General features: G+C 57.4%; 17 protein-coding genes. 6 read left to right on the top strand and 11 right to left on the bottom strand.

The features are described 5' to 3' along the window. Nucleotides 1–21: 21 nt before the first annotated feature. From I8E17_RS27680 to I8E17_RS27665, 4 genes are all read right to left on the bottom strand, one after another. Nucleotides 22–255, bottom strand: coding sequence for a hypothetical protein (locus I8E17_RS27680; protein ID WP_113366109.1), 234 nt, complete (start codon nucleotides 253–255; stop codon nucleotides 22–24). 248 nt (nucleotides 256–503) lie between these two features. Further along, nucleotides 504–1,385: an MBL fold metallo-hydrolase gene (locus I8E17_RS27675; protein ID WP_112722075.1), complete on the bottom strand. Its 882-nt coding sequence runs from the start codon at nucleotides 1,383–1,385 to the stop codon at nucleotides 504–506. A gap of 136 nt (nucleotides 1,386–1,521) precedes the next feature. Further along, on the bottom strand, nucleotides 1,522–2,049 hold the full coding sequence (locus I8E17_RS27670; protein ID WP_113366110.1) for a DUF4142 domain-containing protein: 528 nt from the start codon (nucleotides 2,047–2,049) through the stop codon (nucleotides 1,522–1,524). A gap of 86 nt (nucleotides 2,050–2,135) precedes the next feature. Further along, complete coding sequence (locus I8E17_RS27665; protein ID WP_069614303.1) at nucleotides 2,136–2,321, bottom strand: hypothetical protein; 186 nt, start codon at nucleotides 2,319–2,321, stop codon at nucleotides 2,136–2,138. A gap of 226 nt (nucleotides 2,322–2,547) precedes the next feature. Here I8E17_RS27665 and I8E17_RS27660 point away from each other — a divergent pair, with 226 nt between their 5' ends. Beyond that, nucleotides 2,548–2,757, top strand: a complete 210-nt coding sequence (locus I8E17_RS27660; RefSeq protein ID WP_112722076.1) for a hypothetical protein — start codon at nucleotides 2,548–2,550, stop codon at nucleotides 2,755–2,757. Nucleotides 2,758–2,919: 162 nt separating this feature from the next. Continuing rightward, nucleotides 2,920–4,404 (top strand): phospholipase D-like domain-containing protein, encoded by a 1,485-nt coding sequence (locus I8E17_RS27655; protein ID WP_229002253.1) that lies wholly within the window; start codon nucleotides 2,920–2,922, stop codon nucleotides 4,402–4,404. Here I8E17_RS27655 and I8E17_RS27650 read toward each other — a convergent pair. Further along, nucleotides 4,351–5,313: a lysylphosphatidylglycerol synthase domain-containing protein gene (locus I8E17_RS27650; RefSeq protein ID WP_113366112.1), complete on the bottom strand. Its 963-nt coding sequence runs from the start codon at nucleotides 5,311–5,313 to the stop codon at nucleotides 4,351–4,353. The genes I8E17_RS27655 and I8E17_RS27650 overlap by 54 nt on opposite strands. A 66-nt stretch (nucleotides 5,314–5,379) precedes the next feature. On the opposite strand from I8E17_RS27650, the gene I8E17_RS27645 reads away from it, so the two are divergent. From I8E17_RS27645 to I8E17_RS27635, 3 genes are all read left to right on the top strand, one after another. After that, on the top strand, nucleotides 5,380–6,111 hold the full coding sequence (locus I8E17_RS27645; protein WP_113366113.1) for an endonuclease/exonuclease/phosphatase family protein: 732 nt from the start codon (nucleotides 5,380–5,382) through the stop codon (nucleotides 6,109–6,111). Nucleotides 6,112–6,305: 194 nt separating this feature from the next. Then, nucleotides 6,306–7,457 (top strand): polysaccharide pyruvyl transferase family protein, encoded by a 1,152-nt coding sequence (locus tag I8E17_RS27640; RefSeq protein WP_113366114.1) that lies wholly within the window; start codon nucleotides 6,306–6,308, stop codon nucleotides 7,455–7,457. Nucleotides 7,458–7,563: 106 nt separating this feature from the next. After that, nucleotides 7,564–8,859: a Coenzyme F420 hydrogenase/dehydrogenase, beta subunit C-terminal domain gene (locus tag I8E17_RS27635; protein WP_069614299.1), complete on the top strand. Its 1,296-nt coding sequence runs from the start codon at nucleotides 7,564–7,566 to the stop codon at nucleotides 8,857–8,859. Nucleotides 8,860–8,869: 10 nt separating this feature from the next. Here I8E17_RS27635 and I8E17_RS27630 read toward each other — a convergent pair whose 3' ends face one another. The 3 genes from I8E17_RS27630 to I8E17_RS27620 are packed head-to-tail and all read right to left on the bottom strand — an operon-like array spanning nucleotide 8,870 to nucleotide 11,529. Next, nucleotides 8,870–9,808, bottom strand: a complete 939-nt coding sequence (locus I8E17_RS27630) for a beta-xylosidase (protein WP_069614298.1) — start codon at nucleotides 9,806–9,808, stop codon at nucleotides 8,870–8,872. A 21-nt stretch (nucleotides 9,809–9,829) separates the two neighbouring features. Beyond that, on the bottom strand, nucleotides 9,830–10,429 hold the full coding sequence (locus tag I8E17_RS27625) for a histidine phosphatase family protein (protein ID WP_113397945.1): 600 nt from the start codon (nucleotides 10,427–10,429) through the stop codon (nucleotides 9,830–9,832). After that, nucleotides 10,426–11,529, bottom strand: coding sequence for an inositol-3-phosphate synthase (locus I8E17_RS27620; protein ID WP_069614296.1), 1,104 nt, complete (start codon nucleotides 11,527–11,529; stop codon nucleotides 10,426–10,428). The genes I8E17_RS27625 and I8E17_RS27620 overlap by 4 nt, the downstream gene beginning before the upstream one ends. A 129-nt stretch (nucleotides 11,530–11,658) precedes the next feature. On the opposite strand from I8E17_RS27620, the gene I8E17_RS27615 reads away from it, so the two are divergent. Further along, on the top strand, nucleotides 11,659–13,422 hold the full coding sequence (locus I8E17_RS27615; protein WP_229002252.1) for a hypothetical protein: 1,764 nt from the start codon (nucleotides 11,659–11,661) through the stop codon (nucleotides 13,420–13,422). Here I8E17_RS27615 and I8E17_RS27610 read toward each other — a convergent pair. The 3 genes from I8E17_RS27610 to I8E17_RS27600 all read right to left on the bottom strand — a co-directional run bounded on the left by I8E17_RS27610 (nucleotide 13,387) and on the right by I8E17_RS27600 (nucleotide 15,804). Beyond that, nucleotides 13,387–13,689 (bottom strand): hypothetical protein, encoded by a 303-nt coding sequence (locus I8E17_RS27610; protein WP_113468378.1) that lies wholly within the window; start codon nucleotides 13,687–13,689, stop codon nucleotides 13,387–13,389. The two genes, I8E17_RS27615 and I8E17_RS27610, sit on opposite strands and share 36 nt — an antisense overlap. 82 nt (nucleotides 13,690–13,771) lie before the next feature. Then, nucleotides 13,772–14,818, bottom strand: coding sequence for a Gfo/Idh/MocA family oxidoreductase (locus I8E17_RS27605; RefSeq protein ID WP_113366116.1), 1,047 nt, complete (start codon nucleotides 14,816–14,818; stop codon nucleotides 13,772–13,774). After that, a complete protein-coding gene (locus tag I8E17_RS27600; RefSeq protein ID WP_113366117.1) occupies nucleotides 14,815–15,804 on the bottom strand; it encodes a zinc-binding dehydrogenase in 990 nt (329 codons plus the stop codon). Before I8E17_RS27600 ends, I8E17_RS27605 begins: the two co-directional genes overlap by 4 nt. Nucleotides 15,805–15,966 lie beyond the last annotated feature (162 nt).

Below are 15,966 nucleotides of genomic sequence, written 5' to 3'. Positions count from 1 at the left end.
GCGAATGCAAGAATAAGCTCCTCACATACGGCAGAAGATCTGGCCCTGAAGGCTCAGGTTGGCGCGAATGGATGCAACGCGGCGCTCCGCGTCGGCCAGATCATAGGCCCAGAAACTGATGCCGAACGTCCGTCCATCGATGTGGTAATCGGCCAGGAAGCGGAACATGGTACGCCCGTTACGATCACTTGTGCGGAATTCGGGTTCAGGGTCGCGATCGCTTCGACGGACCTGCGGAAGCTGGATCACGTTCATTATCGAAACTCCTGTCTCTCATGCGCTTTCTCCGGCGATCCCGTGGTGATATCCAAGCGGCCCTCGTCGGTCCATTTTCAAACTTCCGGAGACAATCGTTGTTCCCGCGGCGAACGGCAGTTTGTAGAGGGCATCGGTAGAATAGTCGGAGGTGCGATCTGCTCTTTTCAAGCGATCCCTCGTTCTTGCAGACTCTTGCAAAGGTGGAGCAAGCGAAAGCGCGGCCGGTCTCGCAGCGTGGCGAACCATCAGGGCCGGCAATAGGCCGTGCCGTCGGTGGCTCTTGCCGGATGATCGACATATCGGCCGTCCGGTGGCACGGCAATATCCCAGAAATTGGTCGCCAGCGTATCGAGGGCTGCGCGCAAGCCAGTCCCGCCCAGCGCCGGGCCGTGGCCGCTGACCAATCGTTCCGGCTCGAGGCTGGCAATCTGCTTTGCCGATTGTTCCGATGCCTGCCAGTCGATTGTCAGATAGCGAGGCGGACCATGCAGCCTGGGAGCCTGCGTCACTACGTCGTAGACGGATTCCTGGCCTGTCGTGATGACGGCGTCACCGGCGACGAGGGTGCGATCGCTTTCGCGCCAAAGGGAGATATGTCCCGGTGTATGGCCGGGTGTATGCAGCCATGACCATTCGGAAGCGAAGGGTACGGTGCCGTCGGCAGGCAGGCTTTGAAGCAGGCTGCCGAGGTTGGAGGGGCCGCGCGGCAGCAGGGGCGACATGAGCGCAAAGCTTCCGCCGCCGACCCATGGGTCTGCGGGCGGATAAGACGCACGTCCATCGAGGTAAGGATGCTCGAGCGGATGGGCGTAGACCGGAACATCCCAGAAGGCGGCCAAGCGCTCGACAGATCCCGCGTGGTCGATATGTCCGTGGGTCATGATAATGGCGGCGGGCCGGGACGTCGCACCGAAGCGACGTGCCGCTGTCGCCAATATCCGATCCTGCGACGACGGCAAACCGGTGTCGACGAGGAGCCAGTTGCTATCCGGCACAGGTCTGCCCAGAAAAACCACATTGACGATGGAGAGCTTCAGGTAGGCCACATCATCGCAGACCTTTCGCGTTCCATCGTCGTTTTCGATGTCGATGATATCGCTATCGCCGAGATGCAGTTGGTCATCCATATCCCGCACTCCGTCGCGAGCCGAATCGCTTCCGCGCAACCCCTTAATCGCTTCGCGATTGATTGTGTCTCACATCCGAATGAGCGGATGAAAATACCTCCGATGGTATGGCCATCCACTCATTCCCGGCGGCCATTTATTTTGGAAGTTCCTTGGCCATTTGCAGATGCTGCTCGAGTTTCGGCCTCGTATTGGCGGCCCAGGCCTTCAGGCTTGCATCCTCGCCGCCGTTCCCATAGCGTTTGAAAAGATCAACTGCGTTCGCATGAGCAGAACGCTGATCCGCATCGTAACGTTTGACAAAGTCATTTCCCTGCATTTTCTGCAGCCGCGCCAGCATCTTCTTCTGGCTTGAACTCATCTCCGTCGGCAGTGTCGCCTTGACCTTTCCACTGTTGACGAGATCTTTCAGCTCATTCGTTGTCTTTTGGTGATCGTCAATCATTTGCTGAGCGAATTTTTTCGTTTGATCATTGCCTCGCTGCAGCGCGAGCTTGCTCGATTCAATTTCAAACATATCGCTGCTGGCGGCTTCATTGACAAAGTCTTGGGTATTTGGCGCCACCCCCACGAGAGAATTAACGCCTGTCTTTTCCGCTGTTGATTGAGAATATGCTGGCGCCGCTGCCAGCGCTACCGCAATAGTGACGATCGCGAGCTTCATGCCGGTCTCCTTTTCAGATCTGCCTTTATGGAAACCAAGTATCTTCCGTTTGGCTTGGTTTCCTGCTGTTTGAAGTTACGCGGCGACTACCGCGCGTTGGAAAAGATGATGGTACCGTTCAGTATCCATTCGGCGAGTGTCAGCAACGCGATCACCACAAGCGCAAGCACGATCAGGTATCCCGCTCGCCGTTTTCTGCTCTTTTGTTGAGGACTGTCGTTTGCAGACACAATCGGATCTGTTTCGACGGAATTTTTATCATCATCCCGCATTTTTTCTCCTTTGAAATAGCCGCAACGCAACTATCGCAGGCGAGGAATGTTCCCGGCTCGGAACAATAAATCCGTGCCGTGTATGTGGATGCCGGTTCCCCGGCCAACAGGGAACAATCGACCCAAAGGGAAGTTCGATGTTCCAAAGGTGCTTTCGCGACGGTCGACCCCAGTCGAAGGGCCGAAGCTGAGCGCTGCAGTCCTGGCAAATTGATGGAGATGCATGATGGCTCACGCAGGAAAAAAACAGTTCTCCCGCGGATCGAAAGGTAAAGGCGACGCATCAGGCGCCGCTACGACACTTGAGGAAGGCAAGGTCGGTGAAAATGCCGTTCTGTCCAATCGTGATAAGGCGCAACATTCGAGGGAACGAGGCCTCGACAGTCGCGACGTTCAGACGGAACAATATCGTGATCATGTCAGCAATCGCCGGTGATCGACAGCGAACGAACGGAAGGGACTGTCATGTCGGCAGTACCGAGATTTCGAAAACTCCACCGTTTGGCATCTCTGTAGAGACGAGCTCAAAAGGATGCCAGGGGTGATTGATGAGGATATGGCAAGATAACGATCGCCCGGGACCGGTCGTCTAGCGACAGTGAGTGTCGATGCAAAAGCCGATTACTACCTGAAACAATCGCGACAATTGCAGATTTCAGCCACGATGCAGCAAAGTGCCAAGCCATTATTGTCAGGGACCGCGGAGAAAGCGAGCTTTCTCATCAATGGCAAGAATTATTTTTCATGCCTTGCCGGTGCGCTAAACGGGGCTAAACGGCAGATCTGGATTATTGGCTGGAACTTTAATCCGGAAATATTGCTGGAGCCGGAAAAATCGGACGCAACCTTGGGAGATGCCCTCGAACGGGCAGTCCATTCCAACCCGGATTTGCAGATCCGCATTCTGGTTTGGGCACTTGGGCCAATCTATTCGGATAAGTCCTTGAGAATATTTTTTCAAAAAACTTTTCCAAAGAATGATCGCATCCAGCTACGCTTTGCGTTTCAGCCCGTGTTGCTCGGCTGCCATCATCAAAAGCTTGTTTGCGTTGACGACAATGTCGCGTTCCTCGGCGGCATCGATCTGGCATCGCGCAGGTGGGACACACGCGGCCATCGTGCCGGAGATCAGCGCAGACGAGATTCCGAGGGCCTGCCCTACGAAGCGGTACATGACCTGCAGGTCATGGTAAGTGGGCAGGCAGCAAGGATCGTCTCTGACATTGCCAGACAGCGGTGGGCGGCGGCAACTGGCGAGCGGCATGAACCCTTGGCACGTACTTGCGAGCATGAATCGCAATGCGAAGAATCTCTTTCTCTTTCCAACATGCCAATCAGGCTTGCCGTCTCAAATCCCACGAGAGGATCGCGGATGCGCGATAATCTCGGAAGCGTCACAGCCAAACAGATGATCGATGCAGCGAGGCGCCATCTCTACATCGAAACGCAATATCTCGCCTCGTTCAATATTGCCGAAGCCTTGGTTGCGCGTTTGAAGGAGAAAGAAGGACCCGAGATCGTGATCGTCTGTGCGTACCGCTCCCATGGTCTGATCGAAAAGATGGTCATGGATAGGAATAGGGATAGGATCATTGCAAAACTCAAACATGCGGACGAGTTCGACCGTTTGCGCGTTTTCTATCCGGTCATCCCGGATGGAACGCGGCAGGTGCCTCTTTTTGTTCATTCAAAGTTGTTGATTGCAGACGACATCCTGGTGCGAATTGGCTCATCGAATCTCAATCATCGCTCGGAGAGTTTGGATACGGAGTGCGACATTCTGTTTGAGGCGCAAGGCGCTGAACATAGGAGGGTCATCCGCAGCCTGCGTCACAGCCTTCTTTCGGAATTTCTCGGCTGTTCTTCCGAAACGCTCGATCGGCTCTTTGAGCAAAACGGCTCCCTTATCCGTGCGATCGCGGCGCTCGATCTTGGTGCAAGGGGCTTGAGGCCGCTTCACTCGAAAAGCCGAAAGACCACACCGGTTTTGGGGACGGCACTGTTCGATCCCGCACGACCCTGGCCGCCATCAAGCCTCCGTCGTGTCGCGGGTCGATTGCGTCGCATGCTCCGGTTTGGCTGATTGCTGGCTGAAAATCAGTTCGGTAATCATCATCGTGATGCCACCGAACAGAAGCGGAATGAGATAGTAGATCAGGCGAAAAGCGATCAATGCTCCGATCGAGGCGGCATTCGGAACGGCATATGCCAGGGTTGTCTCCAGGATACCGAGACCTCCGGGGACATGGGTGGTCAGGACGAGAGTGTTGGCAAGCACGAATGCGGTGACGGTGCGGAAATAGGATACTTCGGCATAAGCCGAAAACAATGCGTAAAGGCATGCGGACACGAAGGCAAAATTCACGGTGCCAATTGCAATCTGTGCCAGAGCTAACCTTGCTTGAGGCAATTCAAATGACCAATGCCATAAGTTCAGCCGCCCTCGCAGGTATTTAGCCAGAATACCATAGATCACAGGAACGCAAAGAAGAGCGCCACCCAATATGCGCAGAGTTGGGGCATCGACGTGCAGCAGCGTCACAATATCTTCCGAAGCGACAAGCAAGGCGATACCGCCGATGGTTACCAGGCCGAGGGCCACTGTTACACCGGAAAATAGGATGATCTTCGCGACATCTTCCATGCTAAGGCCCCAGCGAGCATAATAGCGATAACGAAATGCACCGCTGCTGAGCCCTGCAAATCCAATATTATGGCCCATCGACAGGCTGATGAGGGATGCCAGCGCAATTTTTGAATATGGCAAGGACTTTCGAAGCGACAGAATGGCCAGATAATCGAAGCCGGTCAGGCTGATATAGGAACCCGCCGCGCAGAGGATCGCTGCCGCAAGGTACGGGAAGGGGAGTTTGCGCAGCGATGCTTCAATCTCTTCCAGACGGTAGTGCGAAAGGATCCGATAAAGAAGAAAGAGCGCCAGGCAAAGCGCGCCAACCATTGCCGCATTCCATATCAAGCCTTTCCGGGTCATCGGGTCTGCCTTTGTTCACGCCGGCTATTCGGCGGAACGACTGGGCGGCTTCGGTGTTCCCCACATATGACCAACGAGAAGCGAATCAGAATACTCACTTATAATGTGCACAGCTGCATTGGCACCGATCGCAAGGTCGATCCGGCTCGGATCGCGTCCGTTATCGCTCAAACACAGGCTGATATCGTGGCGCTGCAGGAAATCGACGTTTGTCGTTTACGGACAGGGCGTATCGACCAAGCAAGCATGATCGCGTCGCTTTTGAAGATGGAAGCTCATTTCAATCCGACGCTGACACTTGCGGAGGAGCAATATGGAGACGCGATCATAACCAACTGGCCGATAAGGGCGGTCAAGGCTGGTCCGTTGCCATCAAGAGGCGAGCCTCGCGGCGCTCTTGCAGTCGAGATTGTCATCGGCGATGTCATATTAAACGTCGTGAATACACACCTCGGTCTTCGTGGGCGGGACCGTATCCAGCAAATGACCACATTGCTGGGTCCCGCATGGCTGCATGGTTCCGAGCAGCCGGGAGCGACGATCCTATGCGGCGATTTGAACGCCGTTCCCGCATCCGCCACCTATCGGCTGATCGGTCGGCTCCTTAAGGATGTCCAGATTCAGGGAAAAGACCCGGCGCGTCCGACCTTCCCCTCCAGATACCCTCTGATGCGCCTCGATCATATATTTGTCAGCGAGGATATTCATGTCATGGATTCTGCCGTTCTACAAAACAAGCTGACGAAGATTGCTTCCGATCATCTTCCGCTCATCGCCGATCTGATCCTCGCGAGCTAGCGATTACACCTGATGACTGAATCATCCCGCCCGCACAAGCTCGGCAAATCCTGACGGGAACGTCGGCGCCGACGGGGAACATTCAATCATCCGCGGGGTTCGAAGGCGAAGCAGACGTATAAGCCTGTCGCTGCAGGAAATGTGCGCTCAGACGAGCTGCAATCATGGCCGTTTGCAGGACAATGGGAGATCAGATGTCGGATGGGATCGGCCTTGCCGGCTGTGGACGTGCGCGCAGTGTCGACGCGAATAGCTTAGCCGCCGGCAGCGGCAGGCGCCGCGCGGGTGTGCTGACGTTTCATGGCTGTATCAACTATGGGTCCTATTGGCAGGCGCGCTGCCTGGTCGAAGGATTGCGATCAATGAGCGTCGACGCGCTGCTGCTGAACCACAGATCAAAACGTGTGGATTTAGCGGAGTGGCGTTGCGCATTTCGGCCGCAACTTCCCGCGGCAACTTCCAGGGAAGATTACCTGCTTTACCGGAAGAAGATCCGCAAATTCCTCGATGCGGTTTCCCGGCTGCCACTATCCACACCGTTCGCGCTAGAGGATCCATCGGCTATCGAAGATCTTCCGCTCGTAATCGTCGGCAGCGACGAGGTTTGGAATTTGCATCATCCCTGGTATGGCGGCAGCGGTCTCTTCTTTGGCCAAGGCTTGCGGAAGCCTCTCCTTTCCTCCTACGCCGCCAGCTTCGGAAATTTCAATTCGGCGCGCCGGCTGAATGGCCACTGGGCCGAGAAACTGCGTAACTTTTCCTGGATTTCAGTGCGCGACCTGAATTCGAAGCGCCTTCTCGGCGAGGCTTTGGGGCTGGAGGCCGAATTGGTGCTCGATCCGTGCCTTCAGTTCCCGCAAGCGATCTTCGATGCTGGTAAAGAACAGCCATTACACCCTTACGCGGCTGTTTACGGGCACAGCTTTCCGGCCTGGTTTCAGCGGATGGTTCGTGATTGGGCGGATGTGAATAATACCCGGCTGATCAGCATCGGATACAGGAACAATTGGGCTCATGAACACCGCATCGACGCGGGGCCGGAAGAATTCGCCCGACTGATCGGCGGCGCCAGAGCGGTGGTGACGAATTTCTTCCACGGCTGCGTATTTGCTCTGGTCAACGAAAAGCCCCTGGCCTGCGTTCTCTCCGATTATCGATCGAACAAGCTTCGCGATCTCACGGCGATGGTCGGGATCGAGGAACGTGTCATATCCGAATTCAGCCTCGCGTCTCAATTGCATCTGGCCTTGACGGAGGCACCGGGGCCGGATGTCGCCCGGCATATCGAAAGTCTTCGTCATAACTCCAGCACCTTTATCAATCATGTCATCGAGCAGGCATTCTGATCCCTTGGGAAATACCCGCCGGGTGAGCCCGGTTGATGTCATTCGCTCCGGGCTTTGCATCGGATGCGGTGCCTGTGCGGCGCGTACTCATGAGAACGGCGTCCATATGGAGTTCGACCGTTTCGGACAATGGAAGCCGCATGCGAATGACGGCTGGATGCGAGATCGAACCGCGGATTTTTCGCGGATATGCCCGTTCTCTCCCGCCGGCAAAAACGAGGATGCGCTCGCCGAAGAGCTTTTCCCTAACGCCCAAAAAGCCGACCCTCAGCTCGGCCGATTGGAAGCGACATTCGTCGGGTATGCCGCGGAAGGCGCCTTTCGCGCCAGCGGTAGTTCGGGAGGTATGGTCACGTGGGTCGCAACCGAACTCCTTCGCAACGGACTTGTCGATGCCGTCGCGCATGTTGTCGAAAGAGGTGAGGCGGCCTTAGGCGACGGACCCTTGTTTTACTATACGCTCTCGCGCGATCCGCAGGCGCTGCAGACAGGCGCCAAGTCGCGCTACTATCCGGTCGAGATGTCGCGGGTGCTCGAGGAGATCAGGAAAACGCCAGGTCGATATGCCGTGGTCGGCGTTCCCTGCTTCATAAAAGCTTTGAGATTGTTGAGCAGCGTCGATCCCATCTTGCGAGAGCGCATTTCCTTCACGCTCGGGCTCGTTTGCGGCCATATGAAAAGCGCACGCATGACAGAGAGCTTCAGCTGGCAGATGGGTCAGCGGATCGAGGATGTCGAGCGGATCGACTACAGGTCCAAATCTCCGGATCGCCCAGCCAACTGGTATCGCGCGAGCCTAAGCCTGCAAAATGGCGAGCTTCTGGCCCGAGATTGGTGGAATCTCGTGGACGGCGATTGGGGCGCTGGCTTTTTCCAGAATTCCGCCTGCAACTATTGCGACGATGTGGTTGCGGAGACAGCGGATATTTCGTTCGGTGACGCCTGGCAGGAGCCCTATTCGTCAGATGGGCGAGGAACCAATGTGGTCATCGTGCGCTCGAAAGCACTTCTCGAGCTCATTCGCGGCGGAATGGAATCCGGACGCATTTGCCTCTCGCCCGTCGACGAAGCCTTCGTTGTCAGCACCCAAGCCGCCGGTTTTCGGCAAAGGCGGGAGGGCTTGGCCTTCCGCCTGAGTCTGCCGCGATTTGGCATACGCCCTCAAAAGCGCGTCACTGTGGCAAGACATGGATTGGGTGCCCGGCGCAAGATGATCTACAGCATGCGCCTGGCCATCAGTTTCTGGAGCCATCGTGTGTTTTGGCTCGCCCGTGAAATGCATTGGCCAACTCTCTATCTGAGTTGGGCTCGCCTGATGCTGAGCTGCTATCATGCGCTAGCCTATTCGCGTGGACCCATGGGTCGGGTGCTAGATCGGTTCTGTCCGGACAGGAAACCGTGAGGACGGATGATTAGAAAGCCGTCATGGCGGAAGACGGCCGATCGAAGCGATCAGCGGTCCGATGCGGGGCATAGCGTTCGACCATTTCACGGCAGAATTCAGCAAATTCCTCCGGCACCAGCGGTGCACTCGTATGATGAGGCGCGATGCCGCGATGTTCCGGCGTGAAGCAGAAAGTGACCGTCACATCGAAGTCCTCAAGGCTCCGCATTTGCCGATCGAACCAGTCCAGCGCATTGGGGCGGAAACGATCCGCCCAGGAAAGACCTGTCCGGATCGATTTCACTCCGAGCCGCTTCATCCAGGCGACCGCCTCGTCAAGTCGGGGATCTTCGAAGTGGAACCATTGAACTAGGCCGAGTTCCGGCGCATGCCGGGCGAAGGCGTCAAGGGCCGGCTTCGGCGTGCCGTCCTCCCGCAGAAGACCCATGTAGTAGTGCCGATAGTAGGAGGAACCCTCGGCTTCCTTGTGGCGCGTCGTCGCTTCCCACGATCTCGGAAGGTCGAAGAGACTGTACCACTGAAATTGCGGCACCTTCCCCTTGAGCAGCTCGACCGTACGGTTCAAGCCCCAAAGCTGGACGTATTCGGCGCCAAAACTCGATACGCCGACCTCGCTGACCCAGACGGGAAGATCGGTGACGCCAGCGATTTCGGCGATTCTTCGCGGCCATTCGTCAATCTGCCAGAGATTCCAGTCCAGCGGAAAGCCGTGGACCGCGACGGCGTCGAGATGGTCCAGGACGCCGCAATTCTTCATTCGGTCCATGAAAGCGGGATCGATCGGAGAGATGCCGCCAAGCACCTTGATCAGATCGGGATTCGCAAGCGCGATGGCGTCGGCGGCCAGTATCGCCATCTCGGCAAACCGGCTCCAGTCGGGATCTATCTCCGGATCCCAGTGCGACTTGTTGTTTGGCTCGTTCCAAATCATAGCTGCTTTGATCATGCTGGTCTCCCGCGACAAGCTTCATGGATTCATTTCATTGAGGGTGATGATTTTCGCTCCCCAATCTCCGGCGACCATGTGGGTCACGGATGCTGGTGCCACATCGAACCTCAGCCAGGCGTCGATCGGCAGGCCGAGGACATGGCTGACCGCCGCCTTGATGACATCGCCGTGGGATACGAGCGCCAGCCTCTTGCCGTCGGCCTTGCTGGAGAGATCTGCAATCAAATTCCAAACGCGGGTCTGGACGTCGAGCATGGTTTCGCCGTTCGGCGCCCGTACAAGGCTGCGCATGGTGTTCCAGCGTCGCCATTGGGCGTCTTGATCGAGCGTCGAAAAGGTTTTTCCTGTCCAATTGCCGAAGTCGACTTCATCCAGCGCCTCTTCGATCCGCGGGGAACCCAGCCCGCATGCGGAGACGATTGCCTCGGCCGTCTGCCGGGTCCGTTCGCGCGGGCTGCTGTAAACCGCATCCAGATGGTCGCGCGCCATGCGCAGTCCAAGGCGATTTGCCTGCGACAGACCCGCTTCGCCGAGAACGATCCCCGGTGTGCGGCCTGCAAGAAAAGCGCCGAGATTGTCATGAGCTGCGTGACGAACAAGGAAGAAGGTCGTCGTCATTCCGCCGCTCCGGGCAAGGCATCCTCCTGGTCCTCGATGAAAGCTTGCGTACGCCTGCGGGCTTCCTGATCGGTGAATTGGCGAGGCGGCGATTTCATGAAGTAGCTCGAAGGACCGACCAGAGGGCCGCCGATGCCGCGATCGAGCGCCAGTTTGGCGCAGCGTATCGCGTCGATGACCACACCGGCCGAATTGGGCGAATCCCATACTTCGAGTTTCAGTTCCGCATTGAGCGGCACGCCGCCGAACGTCGTTCCCTCCAGCCTGATATATGCCCATTTGCGGTCCGCGAGCCATGGAACATGATCGCTCGGTCCGACATGGATGTCCGTCGGCGCGAGCGGTACATCGAGCTGGCTCGTCACCGATTGCGTCTTGGAGATCTTCTTCGATTCAAGCCGTTCGCGTTCCAGCATGTTGAGGAAGTCCGTATTGCCACCGAAATTCAGCTGATAGGTGCGATCGACCCTTACGCCGCGCTCGCGGAAAAGGTTGACGAGCATGCGGTGGACGATCGTCGCGCCCACCTGGCTTTTGATATCGTCCCCGATGAGGGGCAGGCGGCTCTCGGCAAAGCGGCGCTGCCATTCAGGCTTCGAGGCGATGAAAACAGGGATGCAGTTGACGAAAGCGCACCCTGCGGCGAGCGCCTGTTCGGCATACCATTGTGTGGCCTCCTCGGACCCGACCGGAAGATAGGAGACAAGCACTTCGGTCTGCGTCTGGCGCAAAATTTCAGCGACATCGGCGACCGGCTCTTCCGATTGCGGGATCTCGTCCTTCAAGTATCGGCCCAGTCCATCAAGGGTCTTGCCGCGATTGACCTTGATGCCGGTCGGCGCAACCTCGGCAAATCGCTGTGTATTGTTCGGCTCCGCGTAAATGGCTTCGGCGACATCCTTGCCGACCTTGGAAGCGGCGATATCGAAAGCCGCCGAAATCTCGACGTCGCGAACATGGTATCCGCCGAGATCCACATGCATGAGGCCAGGAACGGGCTCGTTGCTTTCGGCATCGCGATAATAAGTCAGCCCCTGCACCAGCGAGGACGCGCAATTGCCGACGCCGACGATAGCTACTCGAATGGAATGGGAACGCATGTCTTTCTCCAGCATCTACAAAGCCATCCCCGAACAAGGAGAGGAGGCATCTGTTCCCGAAAAAATCTTTCAATGGATCGCAAGCCGGTTTCGCGCGTTCGATATGGCTCGGATTGAAGAGGTACAAAGATGCTGGTCTATGGAGATATGGAGCGTGTCGAGGAAGCCGCATCGAAATGCCGCCGGATCGCAGATGGCATGATGACTTGCTTAAGTATGAGGCCAGATCGCCATCGCCATGAACTGCTGGTGCAAACCTTCATTATGACTGGCGAACTCGTCCAGGGGCTTGCCGATCGTGAGTTTCAGCAAAGAGGCTGCGATGAAATTTCCGATACGCAGAATGCGGGTGCGGAGCTGCTGCTCATGCAAGCCCGGATGATTCTGCAGTCGTGGCAAGGAGGTTTCACCGGAACTCTGACGCATTCGGCCGGTTGGAAGGCGTTGCTGGAGCGCCTCGGGCTTGAGGAACCCATTCGGATAAGACGGCCGGAAGGTTATGCCCATTATGCGCTCTATCCCGAGAGCTTTCTGGAGGCGGCCTTGCGTTCAGGCCTCACCTCCGAGACCGTGGTGATCGGCGTGCGCAGTATCGGCGTCGGCCTTGGCGCGCTTGTCGCGGCCGCGCTCGGCTCGAGGCCTGCCTATTCCTTGCGGCCGACCGGCGATCCTTTCCGCCGGCACGTGCTGCCAGGGGAAACCTTGCAAAATTATATTTTGAACCGATCCGATACGGATTTCGCCATAGTCGATGAAGGCCCCGGATTGTCGGGCAGTTCATTTGGCTGCATCGCCGATTGGCTCGAGACGAATGGCATCCCTGCCGAGCGCCTTCATTTTTTTCCAAGTCACAAGGGCGAACCAGGTGGGCAGGTCAGCAAGATGCATCTTCGCCGGTGGAGGCAGCGGCAGCCCCATGTCGTCGATGTTCACGAGCTGATCCTGGATGTGCCGGAACGGAAACATAGCCTGAAGTCGTGGGCTTGCGAGCTCCTGGGCGTGAGCGGAGATTCCTGGCAGGACCTGTCGGGAGGCGAGTGGCGAAAGCTTTGCTATGGGGATCCGCAGAATTGGCCGCCAAGCTACAGGCGGCAGGAAAAGCTGAAATTTCTGCTGTCGGACGGCGAGGCGCGCTATCTGGTGAAATTTGCGGGGCTTTGCGATGCGGCAATCAAGCAGGCAAGAGGCAGGGTGTTGAGCGAGGCCGGCTTCACGCCACCGGTATTCGGCACCTGCCACGGCTTCATTGTCGAGCCGTGGGTAGAGGGCTCTCCAATGGCGGCGGGGCCGGCATCAAAGGAAATGGTTGAGCAGATCGGCCAGTATCTTGGTTTCCGGGCAGGTCACCTTCCTGCTGCACATGGAGGAGCATCGCTGTCCGATCTTTGCCATATGGCCGTCCTCAATATCAGGGAAGCCCTCGGAAGCGAGATCGCCGATCACGTCGAGCGGCTGATCGGCCGGCCGCATCGTCTGACGAAATATTTGCGGCGGACGGATACGGATAATCGGCTTCACCGATGGGAATGGGTGAGGCGGCAACACGGCCGTTTGATGAAAACCGATGCGCTCGATCACAATGCCTCTCATGACCTCATCGGATGCCAGGATGTCGCCTGGGATATCGCGGGCGCCTGCGTGGAATTCGACTTGTCGAAGGCGCAGCGGCTGCATTTGGCTCAGATCGTTGCAACGGAAAGCGGTCGCGATGCGCGCGAGGATGTGCTTGACGTATTCGAGGCATGTTATCTGGGATTTCAGATCGGCCTTTGGTCTTTGGCGGCGCAAAGCCAGGATATTGTCGAACGAGGACGCCTGACGAATGCCGTGGCGCGCTACGAAGGGCGCATCCGCACGTTACTGGCCGATCGTTCCGCCATCTTTAATGGCTGACGGCTCATCGGCGGATGGGGGTGTGTCGGAAGTCGGGCGAGGCATGTCAGTCCGGTATCCCAGGGCCGTTCTGATGAGTTTGATGGATTGGATGCCGACACCTCTCAGCATCAGCAATTGGTCGTCAGTCATGCCGGCAGCCTCGTTGCAGCGGGTGATGCCGTTATCGGCCAATGAACGAACCACCCAGCGCGGAAGTGTCGTTTCGGAAAGAACGTCCGAGCCTTGCGTCGACGCGCCTGAGCCGTGGCTTTCACCCGATTGCATCGTAGCGATCCATAAGTTGATGCATTGAGATCGCATCGAACTCGCCTGAGGGGCACGGGTTCCAGCTGCTTGCATAAAATCGCTATTTGCCGATGCCGTCGCTCCCGGCGGCATATATCGCGTCAATAACCGCGGCAGAATTGATGAGGCCTTCGCAGGCTGGGTCATAGCTGTTGTCTCTGGCCAAGTGCGTTGCCCAGGCCGCCGCCGCCCGGCCGCCCCAATCATCCGGCGGCTCGACAAGGAGATCGGTGCGTGTTCCGCTATGTCGTTCTGCGGCGAAATCATAGAAAGAACCGTTGAGGTTCCGCATGACGGCCCCTCCCTCCGTTCCGTGGAAGCTTATGCCGATAACAGCATCGCAACCAGCGTTGAGGCCCCAGGAGCAGGCCAATCGGAGAGTTACGCCATTCGACAAGGTTATAGTGGCGAAGGCGAAATCTTCCACATCGTTGCTGCCCGGAGGGATCGGAGTCCCCTTTCGAAGAAGACAGCTTTGAACCCCGGCGATGGCCGGGAAATCGAGAGTCCATAACGCCAGGTCGGCCAGATGGATCCCAAGATCCATGACGCAGCCGCCGCCCGAGCGTCGCCTGTCGTAGAACCAGGGTTTATCGGGCCCATAGGCGTTATGAAAAACCATATCGACGGCGAAGATCCGGCCGAGCTCTCCTTTGCGAACCAGGTCACGGATGAGGCTCATGGCCTTCGTGTGCCTGTAGGAAAGGTCCACCTGCATCAAGCGGTCCGCCTTCCGGGCCGCCGCAATCGCCTGTTCGACTTCGGTTCGGGTGCGGCCCAGCGGCTTCTGGCAAAAGACGGCAATGCCTTGTTCAAGAGCAGCAACGGTCTGCTCTGCGTGCAAGGCGCTGGGGGTGGCAATGACGATCCCATCGAGCGGTTCGGCGAGCAGATCATAGAAGCGAGGTACGATCTTGGCCTGCCCGGCAAGTTCTGCAGCTGTTCGCGCCATCTCCGCCGATGGGTCGCAGATGAACGTCTTTCCGACCAACCCGGTGTCCAGGATAGCCTTCATGCGGTGCCTGCCGATCCAGCCGACACCCAGAAAGCCAAGCCGGAGGCGGCCGTTGACACGGCCACGGCCAGCGTGTTCGTCGCGGATGCTCATCGGTATATAACCAGGGCTTTGAGGAAGCCGTCGGGCCGGTCCCGTGTCATGTTCAAGGCATCATCAAGCCGCTCAAGCGGAAAACGGTGAGTCAGGAAAGACCATGGATCGAGCCGACCGGCTTCGATTGCCGCGATCGCGTCGCGAATGCCTTGCACATAAACGGCCGAATCCCGTTCGTGAGCATTGACGACATCGAGCCCTCGCCAGTTCCACAACTGCATATTGACCTGCCTTGGGCCATCTTGATGATAGCCAGCAATGACAAGGCGTCCACGCTCGCGCGTCAGTTCGGCTGCGAGATCAAGCGGCCATTGCTTACCGACGGCCTCGATCACGCGATCGCAGAATTGCCCTCGCGTCACTTGCTTCACTTTCTCGATAATCTGCCAATGGTCCGTCATCTCTATGGTTTCGAGCGCCCCTGCGCGTTTGGCGACCTCCAGAGAAAATGGCCTTCGGGAAATCGCGATGACATGCGCGCCGGCGGCCACGCACAGCTGGGTCAGCAAGGCACCGAGGAAGCCAATTCCAACGATGGCGACGAACTGCCCCGGTTGAACGTCGCATCGCTTGAAAATATTCATGGCGCAACCCAACGGCTCTCCCGGAAACGGCCGATTATCGAGCCAGGCGGGTAGCCGGACAATGTTGCCCTGATCGGCGAGATCGTAGGTGGCATATGCATGCTGACTTAAAGTCGCGACGCGATCACCAACAGCAAAACCGGCGACATCATCTCCGATCGCATCGATAGTCCCCCAGCCTTCATGTCCCAGTCCTCCTGGCTCCGTCGGAAACCGCATCCATTCCGGGCCTGACCATGGCGTCAGGTTCGAGGCGCATACTCCGCAGCCTTCCAATTTCACACGTAGTTGACCGGCGGCAGGTTCGGGCATAGCCAAGCGTTCTACGTGCAGCTGCCCAGGGCCCGTCACGACGGCCGCTTTCATGTCGTCTGCCTGCACTGATGTGATCGCGTTCATTCATATTCTCCTGGGAGTTCTAGCCATCCGATCGTCGAATTGGATCTAAGACGCGTGCCTAACTGGCATTCGCATGGCTTGTTCCAGAAGATGATGAAGATGCTTGGTGGCAGGTACAGGGAGGTCACCAGACGGGCGAAATCGTAGCGCATCATGGACGAA

Origin of the sequence: Rhizobium sp. AB2/73, from assembly GCF_020871915.1 — a bacterium.
Classification (GTDB): Bacteria; Pseudomonadota; Alphaproteobacteria; order Rhizobiales; family Rhizobiaceae; genus Rhizobium; species Rhizobium dioscoreae.
This window is presented reverse-complemented; position numbering and strand designations above follow the sequence as displayed.

Bases quoted from the DNA above. Each gene is read 5' to 3' on its own strand.
- I8E17_RS27610 (WP_113468378.1), bottom strand. From the start codon at position 13,689: ATGCAATCGGGTGAAAGCCACGGCTCAGGCGCGTCGACGCAAGGCTCG.
- I8E17_RS27675 (WP_112722075.1), bottom strand. From the start codon at position 1,385: ATGGATGACCAACTGCATCTCGGCGATAGCGATATCATCGACATCGAA.
- I8E17_RS27605 (WP_113366116.1), bottom strand. From the start codon at position 14,818: ATGAGCATCCGCGACGAACACGCTGGCCGTGGCCGTGTCAACGGCCGC.
- I8E17_RS27665 (WP_069614303.1), bottom strand. From the start codon at position 2,321: ATGCGGGATGATGATAAAAATTCCGTCGAAACAGATCCGATTGTGTCT.
- I8E17_RS27635 (WP_069614299.1), top strand. From the start codon at position 7,564: ATGGAGTTCGACCGTTTCGGACAATGGAAGCCGCATGCGAATGACGGC.
- I8E17_RS27615 (WP_229002252.1), top strand. From the start codon at position 11,659: ATGCTGGTCTATGGAGATATGGAGCGTGTCGAGGAAGCCGCATCGAAA.
- I8E17_RS27620 (WP_069614296.1), bottom strand. From the start codon at position 11,529: ATGCGTTCCCATTCCATTCGAGTAGCTATCGTCGGCGTCGGCAATTGC.
- I8E17_RS27660 (WP_112722076.1), top strand. From the start codon at position 2,548: ATGGCTCACGCAGGAAAAAAACAGTTCTCCCGCGGATCGAAAGGTAAA.
- I8E17_RS27640 (WP_113366114.1), top strand. From the start codon at position 6,306: ATGTCGGATGGGATCGGCCTTGCCGGCTGTGGACGTGCGCGCAGTGTC.
- I8E17_RS27650 (WP_113366112.1), bottom strand. From the start codon at position 5,313: ATGACCCGGAAAGGCTTGATATGGAATGCGGCAATGGTTGGCGCGCTT.
- I8E17_RS27625 (WP_113397945.1), bottom strand. From the start codon at position 10,429: ATGACGACGACCTTCTTCCTTGTTCGTCACGCAGCTCATGACAATCTC.
- I8E17_RS27680 (WP_113366109.1), bottom strand. From the start codon at position 255: ATGAACGTGATCCAGCTTCCGCAGGTCCGTCGAAGCGATCGCGACCCT.
- I8E17_RS27670 (WP_113366110.1), bottom strand. From the start codon at position 2,049: ATGAAGCTCGCGATCGTCACTATTGCGGTAGCGCTGGCAGCGGCGCCA.
- I8E17_RS27630 (WP_069614298.1), bottom strand. From the start codon at position 9,808: ATGATCAAAGCAGCTATGATTTGGAACGAGCCAAACAACAAGTCGCAC.
- I8E17_RS27600 (WP_113366117.1), bottom strand. From the start codon at position 15,804: ATGAACGCGATCACATCAGTGCAGGCAGACGACATGAAAGCGGCCGTC.
- I8E17_RS27645 (WP_113366113.1), top strand. From the start codon at position 5,380: ATGACCAACGAGAAGCGAATCAGAATACTCACTTATAATGTGCACAGC.